The sequence below is a fragment of the Atopobium sp. BS2 genome (genome assembly GCF_000565075.1).
GTDB lineage: Bacteria > Actinomycetota > Coriobacteriia > Coriobacteriales > Atopobiaceae > Lancefieldella.
Genome location: NZ_JDFG01000027.1, coordinates 1 through 16,894 on the forward strand (window position 1 = coordinate 1; position 16,894 = coordinate 16,894).

A 16,894-nucleotide genomic window follows, 5' to 3' on the forward strand; every position below is an offset into this window, starting at 1 on the left:
TGCTAGTGCAACAACAAAAGACAAGGTAGTGACCCATGGGTCTACAATGGCGCTTACGACAACGATCATTGAAAGGATTTCCATGGGTCACTATAGCCATCTTAGCATTGAAGAGCGCGAAGACATTATGGTCTGGTGGAAAAATCATGAAAGTATAAGCCAGATTGCTCGTAAGCTCGGACGAAACAAATCAAGTATTTCACGAGAGATTAAAAGAAACGGTTGGACAATCATTGGAGTGGCGCATCTGTGCTATAGAGCCTCGACTGCTCAGAGAAAAACCGATGTTCGACGCCAGGCTTGCAAGAAACGCACCCTACTCGATGATCCAAGCCTTCGTGCACGTATTGTCTTTCTTATCTGTAGTCGCCACTTCTCACCTGAGCAGATTGCAGGCAGACTACACTTAGAACTTTCCTACGCTCCTGTCAGCTGTAGCACTATATATAGAGCCATACACTCGGAAAACTAGACTGTGAACTTCCAGGTGTACAGTCTGTACGTAGAGACTTAGACACCGAGGTAAACGACGGCATACAAAACACCTCATAGAGCGCAGAGGAAAAATACGGATAACTCATGAACTTGTCGAAAGACCAAAAGAGGTTGCAGATCGCCAACGCATTGGAGACTGGGAAGGTGATACCGTCATCGGTAAGGCCAAAGGGCCACGCCTGGTCACACAAGTTGACCGTATGAGCGGCTACCTTGTTGGTGGCAAAGCTGCATCAGGGTCTAGTGCTGATGTCAATGTAGCTATACAGCAAGCTTTGAGAGGTGAGGTAGTAAAAACCATAACGCTTGATCGTGGATCTGAGTTTGCTCGAGCAGCAGAACTTCAAGAAGCTATTGGAGTAAGTATCTACTTCTGTCTTCCACATCATCCCTGGCAAAGAGGTACCAATGAAAATACCAACGGTCTCATAAGAGAGTATTTTCCAAAAGGTACAGACCTCTCATCGATTAGTGATAGAGAGATTGAGGCAGTATATAATGAGCTCAATCTGAGGCCACGTAAGCGACTGGGTTGGAAGTGCCCTTGGGAAGTTTACCATCACCAAACGTTGCACTTGCTTTGAGAATTCAAGAGCGAAAAGCCCTTATCGGACAGTTATTTAGAAACTGATTTTCCAAAGAGTGTCACATCTTCTCCGATTCGTATCCCGTATAGAAGGGTCAAGCAAGTGTCGCATGAATTTCATTATATACAAGACAGCTTTATTTAGAATCAGTTGAAGGACACACGTAAGATGGAGAAGTTGGAGTTTAAATGCACTTTACTCGAATATTCCTCTCCACAATCTCTTATGCCCCCAAGGTATCGATCGGAATAACATATATCCCATCCGAGCGCCGTCTACGCGCCATCGTCCCTTTACCGAGCAGCACAGCCATAAAGCTAGGCTTAGGATTTCTTGCTGCAGGATTAGCAGCCACCTTTCTCGCAACTCTTATGAGATTCGCAGCCGCATCTTCTACTTTAGATTCCCCCATCTTGATTTCAATGGCTGCCCATCGACCATCTGTCAATTCAATAATGGCGTCAACCTCAAGCCCATCGGCGTCCGCATAATATCGTAAAGATCCCCCATACGACTTAGGCAAAGCGGAAACGTAAACGGACAAATCATGAATGCAGAGTGACTCAATCAATAAACCAAAAAGCTGTCCGTCTTTAAGTAAGCGTGAAGAGTCGACACCTAATAAACTGGCCACGAGAGACGTATCGCAGAAATATCGTTTTGGTTTCGTGCGCAGCCTTGACTTTGACCTGATTGGCGCATCCCAGCCCGAGAGCTCCTCAATAAAATAGTTGCGTCTAAACTCTTCAAGGTATGAGGATATGGTCCCATCCACCGGAGCTATATTGTCAAAGGCAGCAATATCATCTCTCATGGTACCCAGCGTTGCACTCGTTGCTACATTTCGTGCAAGAGATGCAGCTATGCGGCGGGACAGAAGTGGACTTTTCCCCGCGCGAGGCATGCTTACATCAAAAAGTGCATTAAGATATTCATCGGTAACGGCCCTTGGATCCGCCAATTTTTTTGTTTGAAGAGCCGGCCACCCACCGCGGCATACAATATTGGCTAAATCGGCGAGATCAATATGAGATTGCGCCGGCTGGAAGGAATCTTCAAAGAGTCCCAAAAGAGATACTGCTCCCGTAGAATCTCCAGTCTCTGCAAGACTCATAGTATGCATACGCAACCGTGCAATGCGTCCTGCTCCACTATGTCTTTTTTCATCCTCGGGAGGGGTGGAGGAGCCTGTCAAAATAAACTGTCCCGGCTTATTTGCACTATCATCAATCCTATGACGTACAATATTCCATATAGCAGGTATATCTTGCCACTCGTCAATAACATGAGGGGTATCACCAACAAGAGCAAGCTGTGGATCATCCATATAGATCTGTTCGGATTCATCCACACGTGTCACACTCTCGCCAAATGACTGTGCCGTCCAGGATTTCCCCGACCAACGAGGACCACAAAGTTCTATACCACCAAAGGTATCCAGAAGGACCTGCACCTGTGAATCAATAATACGAGGAATGTATGTTTCCGGCTTAAACTTTGAATATCTCATAAGACCCCCTTCCTCGTAAGAACTATTGTAATGCCTGATGATAGCACAAATTCAACTCTTCATTGATGATTTTCGAGGATTTCTATTTATGATTTTCGAGCTAACTCAACTATGTTTTTCGAGCCATTACATTGATGATTTTCGAAGGATTAACCGCAGTGAAGGTTCACTGAACACCATTGCTCTTTCTAAAGTCCACCGGCGAGAAGCCCTTGTTCCTTCGAAATGCTTCCGTGAACGCACCCGGTTTGCGGTAACCGACCGCCTTACCGACGCTTGCAATCGGAAGATCGGTTTCCTTGAGCAGCCGAACAGCCTCTTCCATTCGTTCCCGTATGACATACGCAGAAGGTGAAAGCCCCGTCGCGGTTTTGAACAGCCTTTTCAGCTTGGTTTGCCCGATGTACAGCTCTGAGGCAAGCCGTGCACAGGAGAGGTCTCCACTCAGGTTGTCGGCAATGTAGGCACTGATATGGCAGATAGCGCGTGTATCATCCTGAGACAGAGCCTTATGTTCTTCGCTTCCATCTTCTCGGGTAGCGTATTCCATAACAAGAGCGACAGCCTCTGCAATCACGCCCTCATAGAACAGCACCGCGGCAATTCCCTTGCCCTGATACGCACGTGCCTTGCGGAGCAGATCGACAAGTTCGGGAAGATCATGTTTTCCGTCAACTTTGATAAAGGCTTCCCGGACATCTCTGATATCCCCAAACCTGCTTTGTAGATAATCCCGATAGTAGTCGGGAGAAATAGTGATAGACGAAGCCCTTGCTACGGCCCCTTTTGAGAATCGCATCTCATATTCTTCATTCTCACCCCCAAGATATACCATGATGGCCCCCGGAGCGAGCGGTGCACCCTGACGTTGCACCATACCCTTGACATCATCGTAGCATCCCAGGCAGATGTGCTCGGTACAGCGGTACCGCATGATCCCGCTTTTTGCAAAGTTCATCCTGAATGCATTCACGGCAAAAAGACTTCCGCGAAAGTACGCCCAGTACTCACCGGATCCCAGCTCATTTTCAAAGGTGTGTAGGACGCCTTCAGGGCCATAACCACGAACTTCCTTCAAAGGCTTGAGATCCCATCCCTGAAACGCCCCACGGTAAAGATCTGTCTCAATACTTTTCATCTTCCTTCCTTTCCGCTCGTCCGGTTCCCAGGCTTCTTCCTTGATCAGGCCTTCTCATTCCGTATAGGGACGCATCTCATCAATGCAGTTGTCAGGAACATGCTGTTTATCCATTATAAAGCAGAGTTTCCTATAGCTAACAATTGATCGGCGAATCGATCGATGTGCATCGATATAAAGAGTCGACAGTAAGGAGGATCATCTATGAAAGCAGAAGTTGAAAGCTCCAAAAATACCAGGTGGGTCATGCGCGACGTCCTTACATTTGTAATATTCAATCTCATCATCATGATACTTATCACGGTGGCAAAAGTAGTCGAAGACATGCTGTTGGCACCACAAAATACGTTCTTCGTCGGATCATGGCTGTTTCCGTTACTGGCAACACCGTTCTATCTCGTCATGGCCGATCGCATCGGCAAACGTGGCGTACTTTCCGGATCGATCCTCATATTTGGTGTCCTCTACACCTTCATGGGCGGACCCTACTGTGCACCGGTCGCTATTGTGGGCGCAGTCATAGGCGAGCTGGTTATGTGGGGTAAAGATTCTTATCACGATATCAAACGCGTCATCGGCGGCTATATCGTCTATTGGGTGACGTTTGGTTTTTATGGAATCATACCGTATGTACTGTTCAGAGAAGCCTACATGAAACAGTTGGAAACCTACTACAATGCCGCCGACGTTACCGCGATGATCGCCCAATATACCGAACTCCCCTGGATCCTTCTGATGATGGCTTTGTTTGCAGCGGGAACGATCGTTGGCGGCCTTATTGGATCAAAATTCTTGAAAAAACACGTCCGTAAAGCGAAAATCGCATGAACGACATGGAAGAGACGGACATCAAGTGCGGTCTTCTCGGCCTTGATCCAAGAACACATCTGTTGTCGTTCTTTCTTGTGGGGATCGTATCCATGCTGATAGTGAACCTCCTTGAGACGGTGCTTTTACAGGCATTCGCTACAGCTTATCTCGCCGCAAACGGACGGACGAGAAGTGCGACAAGGACCTGTGTGAGCTTCACAGTCATATGCGGCCTGAGCTTTCTTCCCCTCCCAGGGCTGTACGGAGTTCTTTTTGTAAGCATGCTGCACATGATTCCCCCGTTTACGACCGGCTGCGCGTTCTTCTCGCTTTCTCCTTCGGCGATCATGTGCGCACTCGACCGGTGGCATCTCCCGCAAAAATTCCTCGTTGGGATCTGCATGATATTCAGATTTGCCTCGATCCTTCCGTTTGAGATGCGCTCAATACTTCGCGGAATCCGCATGCGGGGTATCTTCCCCAGCTTACTGGGTATTGTGAGACACCCCGCACTCGCATACGAATGCTTTTACACGCCGCTTGTCATGCGCTCGCTGAGACTCTCAAACGAACTCGCCGCATCGGCCGAACTGCGAGGGATTGGGATAGGTACAGGACGAACGTCGGTATATCACGTGGGATTCACCTTGCGCGACGCAATGTGCGCTCTTGTTGTAACTGCAGCCGTCGCCGGCATATATGCGTTGGAGGCGGTTTTGTGAGAGGTACGGAAACCGTCGCTTTGAAGAACGTTTCGTTTTACTACCTCGACGAGTCTGAGCTTTCAGATGAAACATCAGCTGATAGTGAGGTATCAGCCGGCAGATACGAATCTACGGAAAGCTGTGTACAGGATATCTGCCTCAACATCCCGGCAGGCTCATGCACCGTGCTCTGCGGACGCTCCGGCAGCGGAAAATCAACGGTTCTGCGCCTGATCGACGGCCTCGCAGGAACCTTCTTTCCCGGCGAGAAGAGCGGAGTGGTCCTTGTACACGGAACGGACGTGTTTGATCTGTCCCCGCGCAATCGCACGAAAAGCATAGGCGTAGTCACACAAGATCCGAGAAGTCAATTCTTCATGGGGACGGTAGGCGACGAAATTGCATTTTCCCTGGAAAATTTGGGTACTGATCCCTCAGATACGATCAAGTTTGTCCAAGAGGCGGCAACACTCAGCGGTGTCAGCCGACTTCTTGCCGAGAAGCTCACCGAGCTCTCAAGCGGACAAAAACAGCGCGTCGCTCTTGCGGCTGCAATAGCCAACCGTCCGCAGATCCTGATACTTGACGAACCCACTTCAAATTTGGATGCAGAGGGGTCTCAGTCGCTTATCAAGATCCTCGGAGAGCTTAAAAGAAACGGCGTGGCGCTGATCATCTCCGAGCATAGACTCCATCAATTTTTGCCTGTAGCCGATGAGTTTGTATATCTTCAGGAAGGACGCATAGCCGCTCGGTGGGATGTCGAGAAGTTCACGTCTCTTTCCGAACACGAAACGGCAAAGTTTGGGCTTCGACACCCCGACATGAAATCCGACTCTGAAATCAAATCCTATCCCGCAAAGGATGCGGACGGTTGGCACATGACAGATGTGACCTATCTATACCCTTCAACAAAACGCGGAATCAAGGGCATTACCGCTGAATTTCCATTCGGATCCGTAACGGTCATATGTGGTGAAAACGGAACAGGCAAAACTACGCTCGCAAAAGTCCTTGTAGGAGCCGCTCGAGAGCAGAGAGGCATCGTCGCCAGAAACGGGAAACATCTTTCCCGTAAAGAACGCCGCCTCCTCAGCTACTTTGTCATGCAGGACGTTGACTATCAGCTGTATGCCGGCAGCGTAGCGGACGAAGTGGTGCTTGGCCGACAGGTGGATGATGCACTCAAGGCACGCGCCTGGGAGGCACTGACAGCTTTTGGTCTGACGGATTTGGCCGACCGACATCCGGCCAGTCTTTCCGGCGGGCAGAAGCAGCGCGTCATACTTGCAACGGCATACTGCTCAGATGCCGAGCTTATTGTACTTGACGAGCCCACAAGCGGACTTGACGGACACGGGATGCACGAGGTGGTGCATTGGTGCCGCAAACTTGCATCCGAGAAAAAAGCAGTTGTGGTTATAACGCACGACGAACTGTTGGCGCAACTGGCAGGCGATTACATCGTTGACTTGTCATTGCAGAAAAGAGGTTGATGTCTCCATGAGTCACATTACGCCAAAAGACCGGACGGCACGTCCCAGTGCATTTTCAAAGCTTTTCTATTTTATGCGGCCCGACAGGAATCGAATGCTCTTCTCGCTTCTTCTAGCATGCATAGGCGAGGCGGCAGGCATGGTTCCTTATATTGTCGTTGCCTTACTTGCCGCGGGATTAGCGGAAGGGACGCTCACGCTTGAGTCAGCTGCTCTCCTATCAGCCGCAGCAGCAGCGGCCCAGATTGCAAAGTTCCTGTTCACCTGGCGCTCTTCCATGATCAGCCACGGGATCGCCTTCAAGGCTCTACGCACCATGCGTGAGCAGATGGCAGAGAAGATGGCTCGTGTGCCCATGGGGACCATCGTCGACACGCCGACGGGCACGTTCAAGAACCGGTTCGTAGACAACGTGAACCAACTTGAGGACGCCATTGCGCACTTCATGCCCGAGCTTCCAAGCACGGTATTTGCGCCGCTTTTGGCAATGATCATCGTATTCGCCATCAACTGGCGTATGGGACTTGCCGGGATTGCCACGATCCCCTTATGCCTGCTCTTCTATCTTGGCATGATGCGGGACTATAAGCCCAAAATGGCCCGCTATATTGCGAGCGAACAGCGGATGAACTCAACGCTGGTAGAGTATGTCAACGGTATCCAGGTGATCAAAGCGTTCGGACGCACCGCATCCTCATACGGCTCGTTTTCCGAGGCGGTAGCCGAATATCACGACTCCACGCTTGCATGGTTTCACCAAAGCTGGATATGGATGGCGGCGATACGGGCTATCGTCCCCTGTACGCTGCTCTTCTCGCTACCGCTCGGCGTTTGGCTGCTTTCGGTCGGACGGATCACATTACCTGCCTTCATGGTGTGCATCACCATCCCATTGGGATTCATCGGAGGAATACTCAAGTTCTCCCAGGCGGCAGGCCAAATTTCACGTATGGATACCTGCCTGAACGTAGTCTGGGACTTTTTAGGAGAGCCTGAGCTCTCACGGCCAAGTGAGCGCGTAATGCTTGACGGCAAGTCATTCACTTTTGAGAACGTCTCTTTTTCTTATCATGAGGGTACGGAGGTGTTGCACGATATCAACTTTAAGACGGAGCCGGGGCAGATCACGGCTATCGTAGGACCCAGCGGATCGGGCAAATCAACGGTAGCTAAGCTTATGGCCGGTTTCTGGGATGTACGTTCCGGATGCATTTCATTCGGCGGTACCGATGTGCGAGACATTCCCTTCGAGCAGCTTATGGAGCACGTCTCGTATGTGGCACAGGACACGTTTTTGTTTGATAGGACCATCGCCGACAACATCCGCATGGGCATGCCGGATGCAACCGATGAAGAGGTCGAGACTGCTGCACGTGCAGCCGGCGCTCATGAGTTCATCAGCCGGCTTCCTCAAGGGTATCGCACTCCTGCCGGTGAGGCAGGTGCAAGGCTTTCCGGCGGCGAGCGCCAACGCATCACCATTGCCCGCGCCATCTTAAAAGATGCTTCCATCGTCATTCTTGATGAGGCCACTGCCTATGCCGATCCTGAAAACGAAGCTCTGGTAGAGCGAGCCTTGAGCAAGCTTGTAGCAGGAAAAACACTTGTTACTATCGCCCACCGCCTATCAACGATCACAGGCGCCGACCAGATCCTCGTCATGGACGGCGGACGCATCGTTGCGCGCGGACGTCACGGTGAATTGCTGAAAACCTGTCCTTTGTATGCTCGCATGTGGAAAGAACATATGAGCTCTACCGTCAACGCAGAAGAGGAACCCTCATGTTTGCAATAATGAAACGCATCCTTGACTTGGCCGGAAGCTTCTCACCGGCATCACGCCGCAGCCTCATGGCAGGCATGGTCTGTAATGTCATTAAAGCGTTCTTCATGTCCGGAATGCTCATAGCGGTATGGTGGGCCCTTGAGATGCGAAGTCACCTGAGCGCAGGAGTTGCCCTACAATGTTTAGGGATCCTCGCCATCAGCGTAGCGGGTCAGTTTGCCTTCCAATATCTCGTGGACATACAGATGGACGCCGAGGGGTTCCACATCTTTCGTGATCTGCGGCTACGGGTGGGCGACCGCTTAAAAGGCGCTCCCATGGGCTACTTCTCAGAGCAGCGTCTCTCGGCGATAACCACCACACTCACTACCACGGTGCACCAACTCGAAGAGTTCATGACCATCTGTCTCACGGGACTCTCGGGCGGCGTAGCCATGGCAGTGATCATGAGTCTGTTCTTCCTGTTTCAAGCGCCACCGGTTGCCTTCATTACCTTTGTCGGCATTGCCGTAGGCCTTATTGTTTTGGATTGGCTGAGAAGACGCTCGACCGCCGTCACACGGGAGGTCACTGCCGCACAGGAGGAAATGACTGACAAGGTGATCGAATACGTCTGCGGCATGGCTGTATTGCGGGCATTCGCGACACCCGATGACGCACTTGCCGCAGCAAAGGCATCCTTTGAGCGGAAACGCCAGGCAGATTACGATCAAGAGCAGGCGGCACAAGGTATCCTCAAGCTCTATGCGCTCGTGTTCAACCTTGCAAGCTGCGGAGTTCTTCTCGCCGCATGCGCACTATATCTGACAGGCGCTCTGTCTCTCTCATGGGCGCTCACGCTGCTGGTTGCCGCTTTTATGATCTACGGAGAGCTTATCAGCGCGAACAACAGTGCGTTTCTCACCAAGAAGATCGAAGGAGAGCTTAACCGCATTGACGAGGTATGTTCAGTGCCAAAGCAAGACCTTACGGATGAGACGCTCTCACCCGACGGATTTGCCCTGGCCATGGAAGATGTCTCATTCGGCTACGGAGACGGTCGTCGTGTCATAGACGGAGTAACGCTTTTTATTCCCGAAGGCTCAACCTGCGCACTCGTCGGCCCGAGCGGCTCGGGTAAAACGACGCTGGTGAATCTGCTTGCGCGCTTTTGGGATGTCGATAAGGGTCACGTTACCATCGGCGGCATTGATGTCCGCGAGGGAACGGCGGAAAGCCTGCTTGCAAACATATCGATGGTGTTCCAGAGCGTATACCTGTTCAATGACACCGTCGAGAATAACATTCGCTTTGGTCGCCCCGATGCACCGCGCGAAGAGGTCATCGCCGCAGCAAAACGCGCACGCTGCCATGATTTCATTATGGAACTTCCTGACGGCTACGACACGGTGCTTGAGGAAGGTGGGGCAAACCTTTCCGGTGGAGAGCGCCAGAGAGTATCCATTGCACGCGCCATCATGAAGGATGCGCCGATCGTCATCCTTGACGAGGCTACGAGCTCGGTCGACCCGGAAAACGAGCACCTGCTTATGCAGGCAGTAACGGAACTGACACGAGGAAAGACCCTTGTTACCATTGCACATCGCCTGAACACGGTGCGCGATGCTGACCAGATCCTTGTGATCGACGGCGGGCGCATCGTTCAGCGTGGTACACATAATGAGCTAATGAAGGAGGCTGGTATCTACCGGCGCTTTATCGAGATGCGCCGGGAAGCTGCTGGATGGCGTATCATACGCTCTTAAACTTCATGGCTACAACTCTATTGTCACTTATAACTTTTCGTCACAGTGGCAATTGCCGCATCCGTCTCTCCAGCAACTGTCTGTAAGAGTGCACGGTCTGCTTTGGCACCTCCACGGCGAGACCATTCGCACAAGGTTTCAACCCAGTACATTACCATGGCTGACGCCTTAAGGTGCATTGAGAAAGCATCATCATGTGCCGTACGTAGTGAAATTTTGGAAGTTCTTCTCTACATACAAGCTTCTCAAGAATTTTCTCAAGCTTTTCAAGGTTTTTACCCTGCTTTTTTGCGCCAAAGAGATATCAAAAAAGAGCTTGGTTGCATGCAACCAAGCTCTTTTACGTAACAAGTTATGAAGGGCCAATACCTTAGCTTAGGACAACGCCGCCAAGCCAGCCCCACCTTGGAGTACTCAAAGCACCAAGCTGAGAAATCCAAGAACTCAAGCTCTGGCTTCTTACAATACCAGAGAGGCAGTGCCTGACCATGCCGCCACCAATGTAAATGCCAACGTGGCCGTAAATCAGAGCTGCAGCAGAACCACCAAGGGTTGGAACAGCAATAATCATGCCAGGCTCAATAGCGCTCTGATCAGTAGAGTAGCACCAGGAATAGTACATATCACAAGCGTTGCCATAGAAGGTGCCAACACCTGCGTTTGAGAAGACATTAGAAACCCAAGCAGCACAGAAGCCAGCACCGGTAGATCCGGTATAGCCTGCAGCATTAACAACTGCAGCAGCAGAACCGGAACCAGCAGAAGAGGTTCCTCCTCCGCCACCGCCACCAGAGTAGCTACTACCACCACCGCTGTCGCTTGATGCAGCAGCACGTTGAGCAGCAACACGCTCTGCCTCCTGCTGAGCGGCAAGAAGTTCAGAATCACGCTGAGCGATAAGCGCTTTAACATTGTCATCAAGATTTGCAACAACGTTTGCAGCGTCCGCCTGACGAGCAGAAATATCATTAAGCTGAGACTCCTGAGAAGCACGGAGATTCTCAAGTTCAGCCTTCTTATTCTCTAGCTCGGTCTTCTCGGACTGAAGAGCAGCCTTATCAGACTCAAGAGCAGCCTTCAGATTCTTAACTTCCTCAATCATCTTCTGATCGGACTCAGAAATCTTATCGAGGTAGTAAATATTAGAAGTGAGCTCCTCAAAGCTTGCAGAAGAAAGAATCATCTCCAAAGCACCAGCTGGGCCAGCCTTGTAGTTGCTGGACATACGAGCGCCAAGTTCTTTTCTCTTCTCGGCAATCTGAGTTTCCTTTTCAGAAATCTCTTTCTGCTTAGCATCAATCTGATTCTGCTTATCTGCAATCTGATCAGAAATAGCGCCAATCTGAGAGTTAGTGTCATTGAGGCTTGCTTGCATGCTAGAGACCTCATTAGAAATCTCATCGAGCAGCTTCTGAGCAGCATCGTAATCGCTACGAGCAGCATCAATCTGAGCCTGGGTAACACCAAAAGCAGGACGGGTGTTAATCAGAGATGCAGTAACGGCAGCGGCAGCAATGCCCATGCCGGCAAAAATCTTAAGAGCATCACGACGATTGAAAAGAGCAGCGCTCTGCTCCTCAATGGTTGTGCTTTGCTGTTTCTTTAAACTCATAAGGGTCTCCTAGAACGTTTAGTAGTATGGTGTGACCTTTGAGAGACTATTCTACCCGAGATACACGATGATATTCAAAAAGATACGTAATTTACAAACTCCCCAAAACAAATTTCGGGGAGTTTTGGCTCTAAATTGTGAGGTCAACGGTAGGATTTAGCGGTTTTCAATATGTGCAACATTTTTTATTGAAATGGTAATCCTGCCATCAGACTCGTGAGAAAATTCTAAGTAACCTGGACGATCCGTTAGGTTTGAAGGGAATGAAATCTCAATTCCCGTATCAGTGCGGATTTTATGATTCTTTGCAATTCTGTTAGCAACACCGCGTTTAACAGGAACTTCTTCGGGGAGCTCTCTACTTGCCACCTGAGCTTCGTACTTTTCCTGAATCTCAGGACGCTCCTCAAAGATACGCTTACCAACCTTGATAGGGTCTACTACCTCTTCTGCCTCTGCTGCTTCTGCAACGGCAGCCTTAGCACGAGACACCTCAACAGCAGGCTCAAGTCCATACTCTTCTGCCAAGTCTTGAACAATAACAGTTACCTCGCCAATAACTTCATGACTAGAAGCCTCCGATGAGCACTCAAGGAAGAGTTCTGGGATGATGAACTTTCCCTCTCCCGCTACAGAGCGATCATGATCATGAAAATCAATAGCACCAGTATCCAGATCAATGACTGCATACGAATCAACTTTTTGCGTAGGAGAAGGCAGTGTTGCATCTTGGCGCAAAATCTCATTTGCAGAGCCGTTGACGTCATGAATAAAGGCCTGCTTGCGCGGAAGAAGCACAATGGCAAAAAGATGTCTTCCCTCGCCCTCAAATGCCTCAGCCTGAGCGTCCTCATCGTCTGCAGCAGCACTGGCAAGCGCCTGGCCGGCATCGGTATCAATGTAGTCCGCTACAAGAAGATCACACTGCTCAACGTCATCTGCACGACGAAGCTCTTCCCAGAACCACTGAGCAATCTGGTGAGAAAACTCTACAAACTCAACGTCTCCGTGGGCATACTCCTGAAGACCTCCAGCAAAGTTACTGGTAGGAGCAAACTCTCCATGTCTAGACTCTGGATTTGCCGTAATTTTACGCAGTCTACGCTGTACGTATGACTTTGTCTGACGATCCTCTAAATCCAAAGTAGATTGAGAGAAGTATTTAGTTCCCGTCTCAAAATCAAAGACGTGAAGAATTGCCTTAGTAACTCTAAGCATGTAAAACCTCGTTTATTGCAGATGTTTTGCTGGCGAGAAACCCTAGTGCTTGACGCACATCAGAGGATCGCCAATCTTAACCAGTGGACGACCACCAATCAGCGTTCCAGACTCACCAATCAGATCGATGCGCTCATACTGATCTGCATTAACAACAGTAACAACCACAACGTTCTCATATCCTGCTTCTTCAATGGCAGCAGCATCAAATGAAATCAGTGGAGTACCGGCCTTGACCTCATCGTTAGCGTGAACGTAACGGGTAAAGCCCTTGCCGTTCATCTCGATAGTGCCAACACCAATGTGAATCAAAATCTCAATACCAGTGTCTGTGGTAAGGCCAATTGAGTGATTGGTTACGTTAGTTGCGGTAACGCGAGCATTGCAAGGAGCATAGACGCAATCAAGGCCAACAGGCAAAATGCCATAGCCCTGGCCAAAGAGACCGCTTGAGATTACCTCATCGTGAACCTCTTGTACGCTTACCAGGACACCAGAAACCGGTGCATAGATAGTGTCTTCCCTGGTAGCAAATGTAGCCTTCTGAGGCTGCTCTGTTCCGTTAGAAGGAACAAACACATTTTTAACCTTTGACCAAAGACCCATGATGCCTCCTTGAGTATGTGCTCTGCACAGATACCATCTGACATAACATTTCCATTTTACCTAAGCGAGAAGGACGAATGCCCCACAGAGGAACATCCGTCCTTCTTTCACGAATTTACAACACGACGATGCAGACTATTGCATTCTCTTAGCACCTCTAAAGATGATCGAACGTGCAGCAAAATAGGTAACCAGGAAGTATCCGCCATACAAAGCAGCTACTACTGCAACCACTCCACCAATGCTGCTAGCTACATCAAAGTTGCCAATCGACTTAATGACAGAAACCATAATAGACATTGCGCATGTTGCGTGCGCAGCTGCCATAAGCAGTGGGAACAGGAAGTACACACCAATCTGAACAAAGAGTGCGCGACTTGCAAGGCCCTTCTCGGCACCAAGCTCTGCAAGAACTTGGTAGGCACGAGCATTGTCAGATGCCTCGGAGAGCTGCTGAAGTGCCAGTATAGCGGCGCACGCAATGAAGAGAACCAGGCCAATGTACAGTGCTAGATACGTCACAATACCAGAGAATCCAGCAGTCGATTGAATGTACTCGGAAGCGGTGACCACAAGCATTAAAGAATAAGGATCGGAATCGCTACCAGTTACGGCACCATCGCCAAAGTACTGCTTAATCTGATTCTGGAACTGAGCTTCAGAAGCATCGCCTGGGGTTTGATAGTTGCCCAAAATGTAAGAGTTGGTCAAAACGGTGCTTGAAGGGAAGCTTTGATCAGCAACAACCACAATTCCAAATGCTGGCATAAGTGCAGGTCCACCTTGTGTTTGGGCAATATCAAGCGTTCCACCAACAGCATGAAGTTTGTGACCCTCAATGGTGAGTTCAGGATTATTAGCAAGAGAATCCTGCCAGTATTTTGTGAGATTAGTATCAAGCGTCCAAACCATATAGCCGTCAGTACCAAAGTCAACAGGCTCAAGACCAGATGCAACACGCAGTTTGTTGTACTGAGAAGCTCGCATCAAAGTTACGTTTTTCTGCGCAGGATCTTCCTGGCCACTATAGCCGGTAAAGTAATCACTAAAGCGCTTGCCTGTTACAGCATCAATAGAGCTATACGTGAAACTTGGTGTTGTTGGATCATCTTGAGCGTAGTACGTATCAACCTGGAAAGCGTTTTTGATAGTCTTGTCCCACTCTGGATCAAGTTTCTGCACTACAGAAAGGTAATCATATGAGTCCGCTGGACCAGGGGTATAACTGCGCTCTGAGCCTGGATTGATTGCTACAGAAACATCGTACGTTTTGATTTTAGAAAAGCTAGAGTTCATAGAGTCAACAAGCGAGAAACCCGTACCAAGTCCACAAACTGCCACAAAGAGCATGGCGCAGACTAAAGAGATGGAAACCCAAGCAGTATTAACGCGGGCATTAAACTGGCGCAGGATGAACGAATGAAGACCCTTGTAGTAGAAGCCCTTCTGCATCTGCATAAATCTGAGCAAAAAACCAGAGATTGAGAAGAAGAAGAGTGCTGTGCCCACAGATACCAAAGCAGTAGCCATGGCAAACTCGTCATCTATCTGTTTTAAACCATTGTGCTGAAGCAGGATATAGGAATAAGCAATGATTCCAAGAGAGGCCAAGAAGAGCAGTACTGAAACGGTAAGGTTTCTTACCTTGACGGTCTGAGTTACTTTGTCTGCGTTAAGAAGGTCAATAAGCTTATAGCGGGACACCGTGGTGACGTTAAAAATCAGCGCAACCACAAACATGACTACAAAGTAAATAACCGTTTGAATCAACGCAGCTTTCGAAAACACAAATTTAAATGAATCAAGAGTCGTGTTGAACATGTGGGCCGTTGCAAACATCATAAATTGAGAGATAAAAATACCTGCAACAAGTCCAACTACCAGGGCGAGAAAACCAACAAACAGTGTCTCAATACTCATAATCTTAGAGACATTTCTCTTGGTCATGCCCAGTATCTGATACATGCCAAATTCTTTTTTCCTACGACGAATCAGAAATTGATTAGCGTAGACAACAAGAAATCCCATAATTACAGCAAGAAAAACGCTTACTCCAGAGATGGTGTTACTTAAGAGCTGAACAATGCGTCTCTGGTCTTCAGAAAGATTCAACACCATGGATTGCTGAGTAATTGAATTGAAGGAATAAAACAGTGCAACGCCTACTGCCAATGTCAGAAAGTAAATGCTGAAATCGCGCAGTGATTTCTTGACGTTACCAAGCGCGATTTTACTGTACATCAGCACCCTCCCCTCCCAGGAATGAAACAACATCCATGATCTGGTCAAAGAACTGCTTACGGGGTTTCTCGCCACGAACTATCTCGTTAAAGATGCGACCATCTTTAATGAAAATAACGCGATGAGCGTAAGAAGCTGCATATGAATCGTGAGTGACCATAGCAATAGTTGCGCCATTACGATTGAGGTTCTCAAGGCTTTCAAGCAGCGTGCGGGCGTTCTTTGAGTCAAGTGCGCCGGTTGGCTCGTCTGCAAGGACAAGCGAAGGGTTAGTAACAATTGCTCGAGCAGCAGCAACGCGCTGACGCTGACCACCGGACATCTCGTAAGGGAACTTGTCCAGCACCTCAGTAATCTGAAGCAGCTTGGCAACGTTTTCTACGCGCTCCAAAACTTCCTGAGCGCGGACGTGACCAATGGTTAGTGAGAGCGCGATATTCTCGCGAGCAGTAAGGCTATCAAGCAAGTTGGCGTCCTGGAAAATAAAGCCCAAGCGGTCACGTCTAAAGGCAGAAAGCTCTGCACCGCGCAGTCTGGAAAGCTCTTGGTCATCAATAAAGATGTGGCCCGCAGATGCCTGGTCAATGGTAGAGATACAGTTCAAAAGCGTGGTTTTACCAGAGCCAGAAGGTCCCATGATGGCAATGAACTCACCGCGAGCTACAGAAAGATTAATGCCGTCCAGCGCCTTAGTGATATTTCCACGAGTTCCATAGTACTTCTCAAGGTTTTGACAAACCAAAACAGTGTGAGGGGTAAGTGCTGAAGATTGTCCAGCCACAACAGTTGGCTGAGTTGGAGTTACTTGAGTAGCTGCCATGTTGCGTCCTTTCATTGGGAGCGAGTAAATCTTGAGATATATACTCCGTCACTACCGTTTACGTTGCCATCGATTGACCTTACAGAAACCTTACGCTTTTCTCACTTTGATGTGTCAAAATATCAC

The 16,894-nt window shown here is 49.2% G+C and carries 14 protein-coding genes; 7 read left to right on the top strand and 7 right to left on the bottom strand.

What is annotated here, in order from left to right; genetic code table 11:
• On the top strand, positions 1 to 472 hold a 472-nt coding region (locus HMPREF1492_RS07600), incomplete at its 5' end, for a helix-turn-helix domain-containing protein (protein ID WP_232215570.1).
• 94 nt (positions 473 to 566) lie between these two features.
• The gene (locus HMPREF1492_RS07605) at positions 567 to 1,079 is read left to right on the top strand and encodes an IS30 family transposase (RefSeq protein ID WP_232215565.1); all 513 of its coding nucleotides are present in this window, start codon (positions 567 to 569) and stop codon (positions 1,077 to 1,079) included.
• A gap of 226 nt (positions 1,080 to 1,305) precedes the next feature.
• Here the strand turns inward: HMPREF1492_RS07605 and HMPREF1492_RS02795 are convergent, their stop codons facing one another.
• Positions 1,306 to 2,592, bottom strand: coding sequence for an ATP-binding protein (locus HMPREF1492_RS02795; RefSeq protein ID WP_035426866.1), 1,287 nt, complete (start codon positions 2,590 to 2,592; stop codon positions 1,306 to 1,308).
• Positions 2,593 to 2,758: 166 nt separating this feature from the next.
• Positions 2,759 to 3,730 (bottom strand): helix-turn-helix domain-containing protein, encoded by a 972-nt coding sequence (locus HMPREF1492_RS02800; RefSeq protein ID WP_035426867.1) that lies wholly within the window; start codon positions 3,728 to 3,730, stop codon positions 2,759 to 2,761.
• Between the two features lie 204 nt (positions 3,731 to 3,934).
• Between HMPREF1492_RS02800 and HMPREF1492_RS02805 the strand changes: the two genes are divergently transcribed.
• The 5 genes from HMPREF1492_RS02805 to HMPREF1492_RS02825 are packed head-to-tail and all read left to right on the top strand — an operon-like array spanning position 3,935 to position 10,271.
• Positions 3,935 to 4,558, top strand: a complete 624-nt coding sequence (locus HMPREF1492_RS02805; protein ID WP_035426868.1) for an MptD family putative ECF transporter S component — start codon at positions 3,935 to 3,937, stop codon at positions 4,556 to 4,558.
• Positions 4,555 to 5,262 carry an energy-coupling factor transporter transmembrane component T family protein gene (locus HMPREF1492_RS02810; RefSeq protein WP_232215596.1) on the top strand — a complete coding sequence of 236 codons (708 nt, stop codon included), beginning with the start codon at positions 4,555 to 4,557 and terminating at the stop codon, positions 5,260 to 5,262. Before HMPREF1492_RS02805 ends, HMPREF1492_RS02810 begins: the two co-directional genes overlap by 4 nt.
• Positions 5,259 to 6,740, top strand: a complete 1,482-nt coding sequence (locus HMPREF1492_RS02815) for an ABC transporter ATP-binding protein (protein WP_035435705.1) — start codon at positions 5,259 to 5,261, stop codon at positions 6,738 to 6,740. The genes HMPREF1492_RS02810 and HMPREF1492_RS02815 overlap by 4 nt, the downstream gene beginning before the upstream one ends.
• A 7-nt stretch (positions 6,741 to 6,747) precedes the next feature.
• Positions 6,748 to 8,535, top strand: coding sequence for an ABC transporter ATP-binding protein (locus tag HMPREF1492_RS02820; protein ID WP_035434186.1), 1,788 nt, complete (start codon positions 6,748 to 6,750; stop codon positions 8,533 to 8,535).
• Positions 8,523 to 10,271 carry an ABC transporter ATP-binding protein gene (locus HMPREF1492_RS02825; RefSeq protein WP_035435707.1) on the top strand — a complete coding sequence of 583 codons (1,749 nt, stop codon included), beginning with the start codon at positions 8,523 to 8,525 and terminating at the stop codon, positions 10,269 to 10,271. The genes HMPREF1492_RS02820 and HMPREF1492_RS02825 overlap by 13 nt, the downstream gene beginning before the upstream one ends.
• Positions 10,272 to 10,641: 370 nt before the next feature.
• Here the strand turns inward: HMPREF1492_RS02825 and HMPREF1492_RS02830 are convergent, their stop codons facing one another.
• The 5 genes from HMPREF1492_RS02830 to HMPREF1492_RS02850 form a co-directional block, all read right to left on the bottom strand.
• Entirely contained in the window at positions 10,642 to 11,883 is a 1,242-nt protein-coding gene (locus HMPREF1492_RS02830; RefSeq protein ID WP_051479369.1) for a coiled-coil domain-containing protein, read from the bottom strand.
• 156 nt (positions 11,884 to 12,039) lie between these two features.
• Positions 12,040 to 13,101: a nucleoid-associated protein gene (locus HMPREF1492_RS02835; protein WP_035435709.1), complete on the bottom strand. Its 1,062-nt coding sequence runs from the start codon at positions 13,099 to 13,101 to the stop codon at positions 12,040 to 12,042.
• A gap of 42 nt (positions 13,102 to 13,143) precedes the next feature.
• The gene (locus HMPREF1492_RS02840) at positions 13,144 to 13,707 is read right to left on the bottom strand and encodes a PTS sugar transporter subunit IIA (protein ID WP_035435711.1); all 564 of its coding nucleotides are present in this window, start codon (positions 13,705 to 13,707) and stop codon (positions 13,144 to 13,146) included.
• A 135-nt stretch (positions 13,708 to 13,842) separates the two neighbouring features.
• Positions 13,843 to 15,948: an FtsX-like permease family protein gene (locus HMPREF1492_RS02845; RefSeq protein ID WP_035435713.1), complete on the bottom strand. Its 2,106-nt coding sequence runs from the start codon at positions 15,946 to 15,948 to the stop codon at positions 13,843 to 13,845.
• Positions 15,938 to 16,768: an ABC transporter ATP-binding protein gene (locus HMPREF1492_RS02850; RefSeq protein WP_232215597.1), complete on the bottom strand. Its 831-nt coding sequence runs from the start codon at positions 16,766 to 16,768 to the stop codon at positions 15,938 to 15,940. The genes HMPREF1492_RS02845 and HMPREF1492_RS02850 overlap by 11 nt, the downstream gene beginning before the upstream one ends.
• Between the last annotated feature and the right edge of the window lie 126 nt (positions 16,769 to 16,894).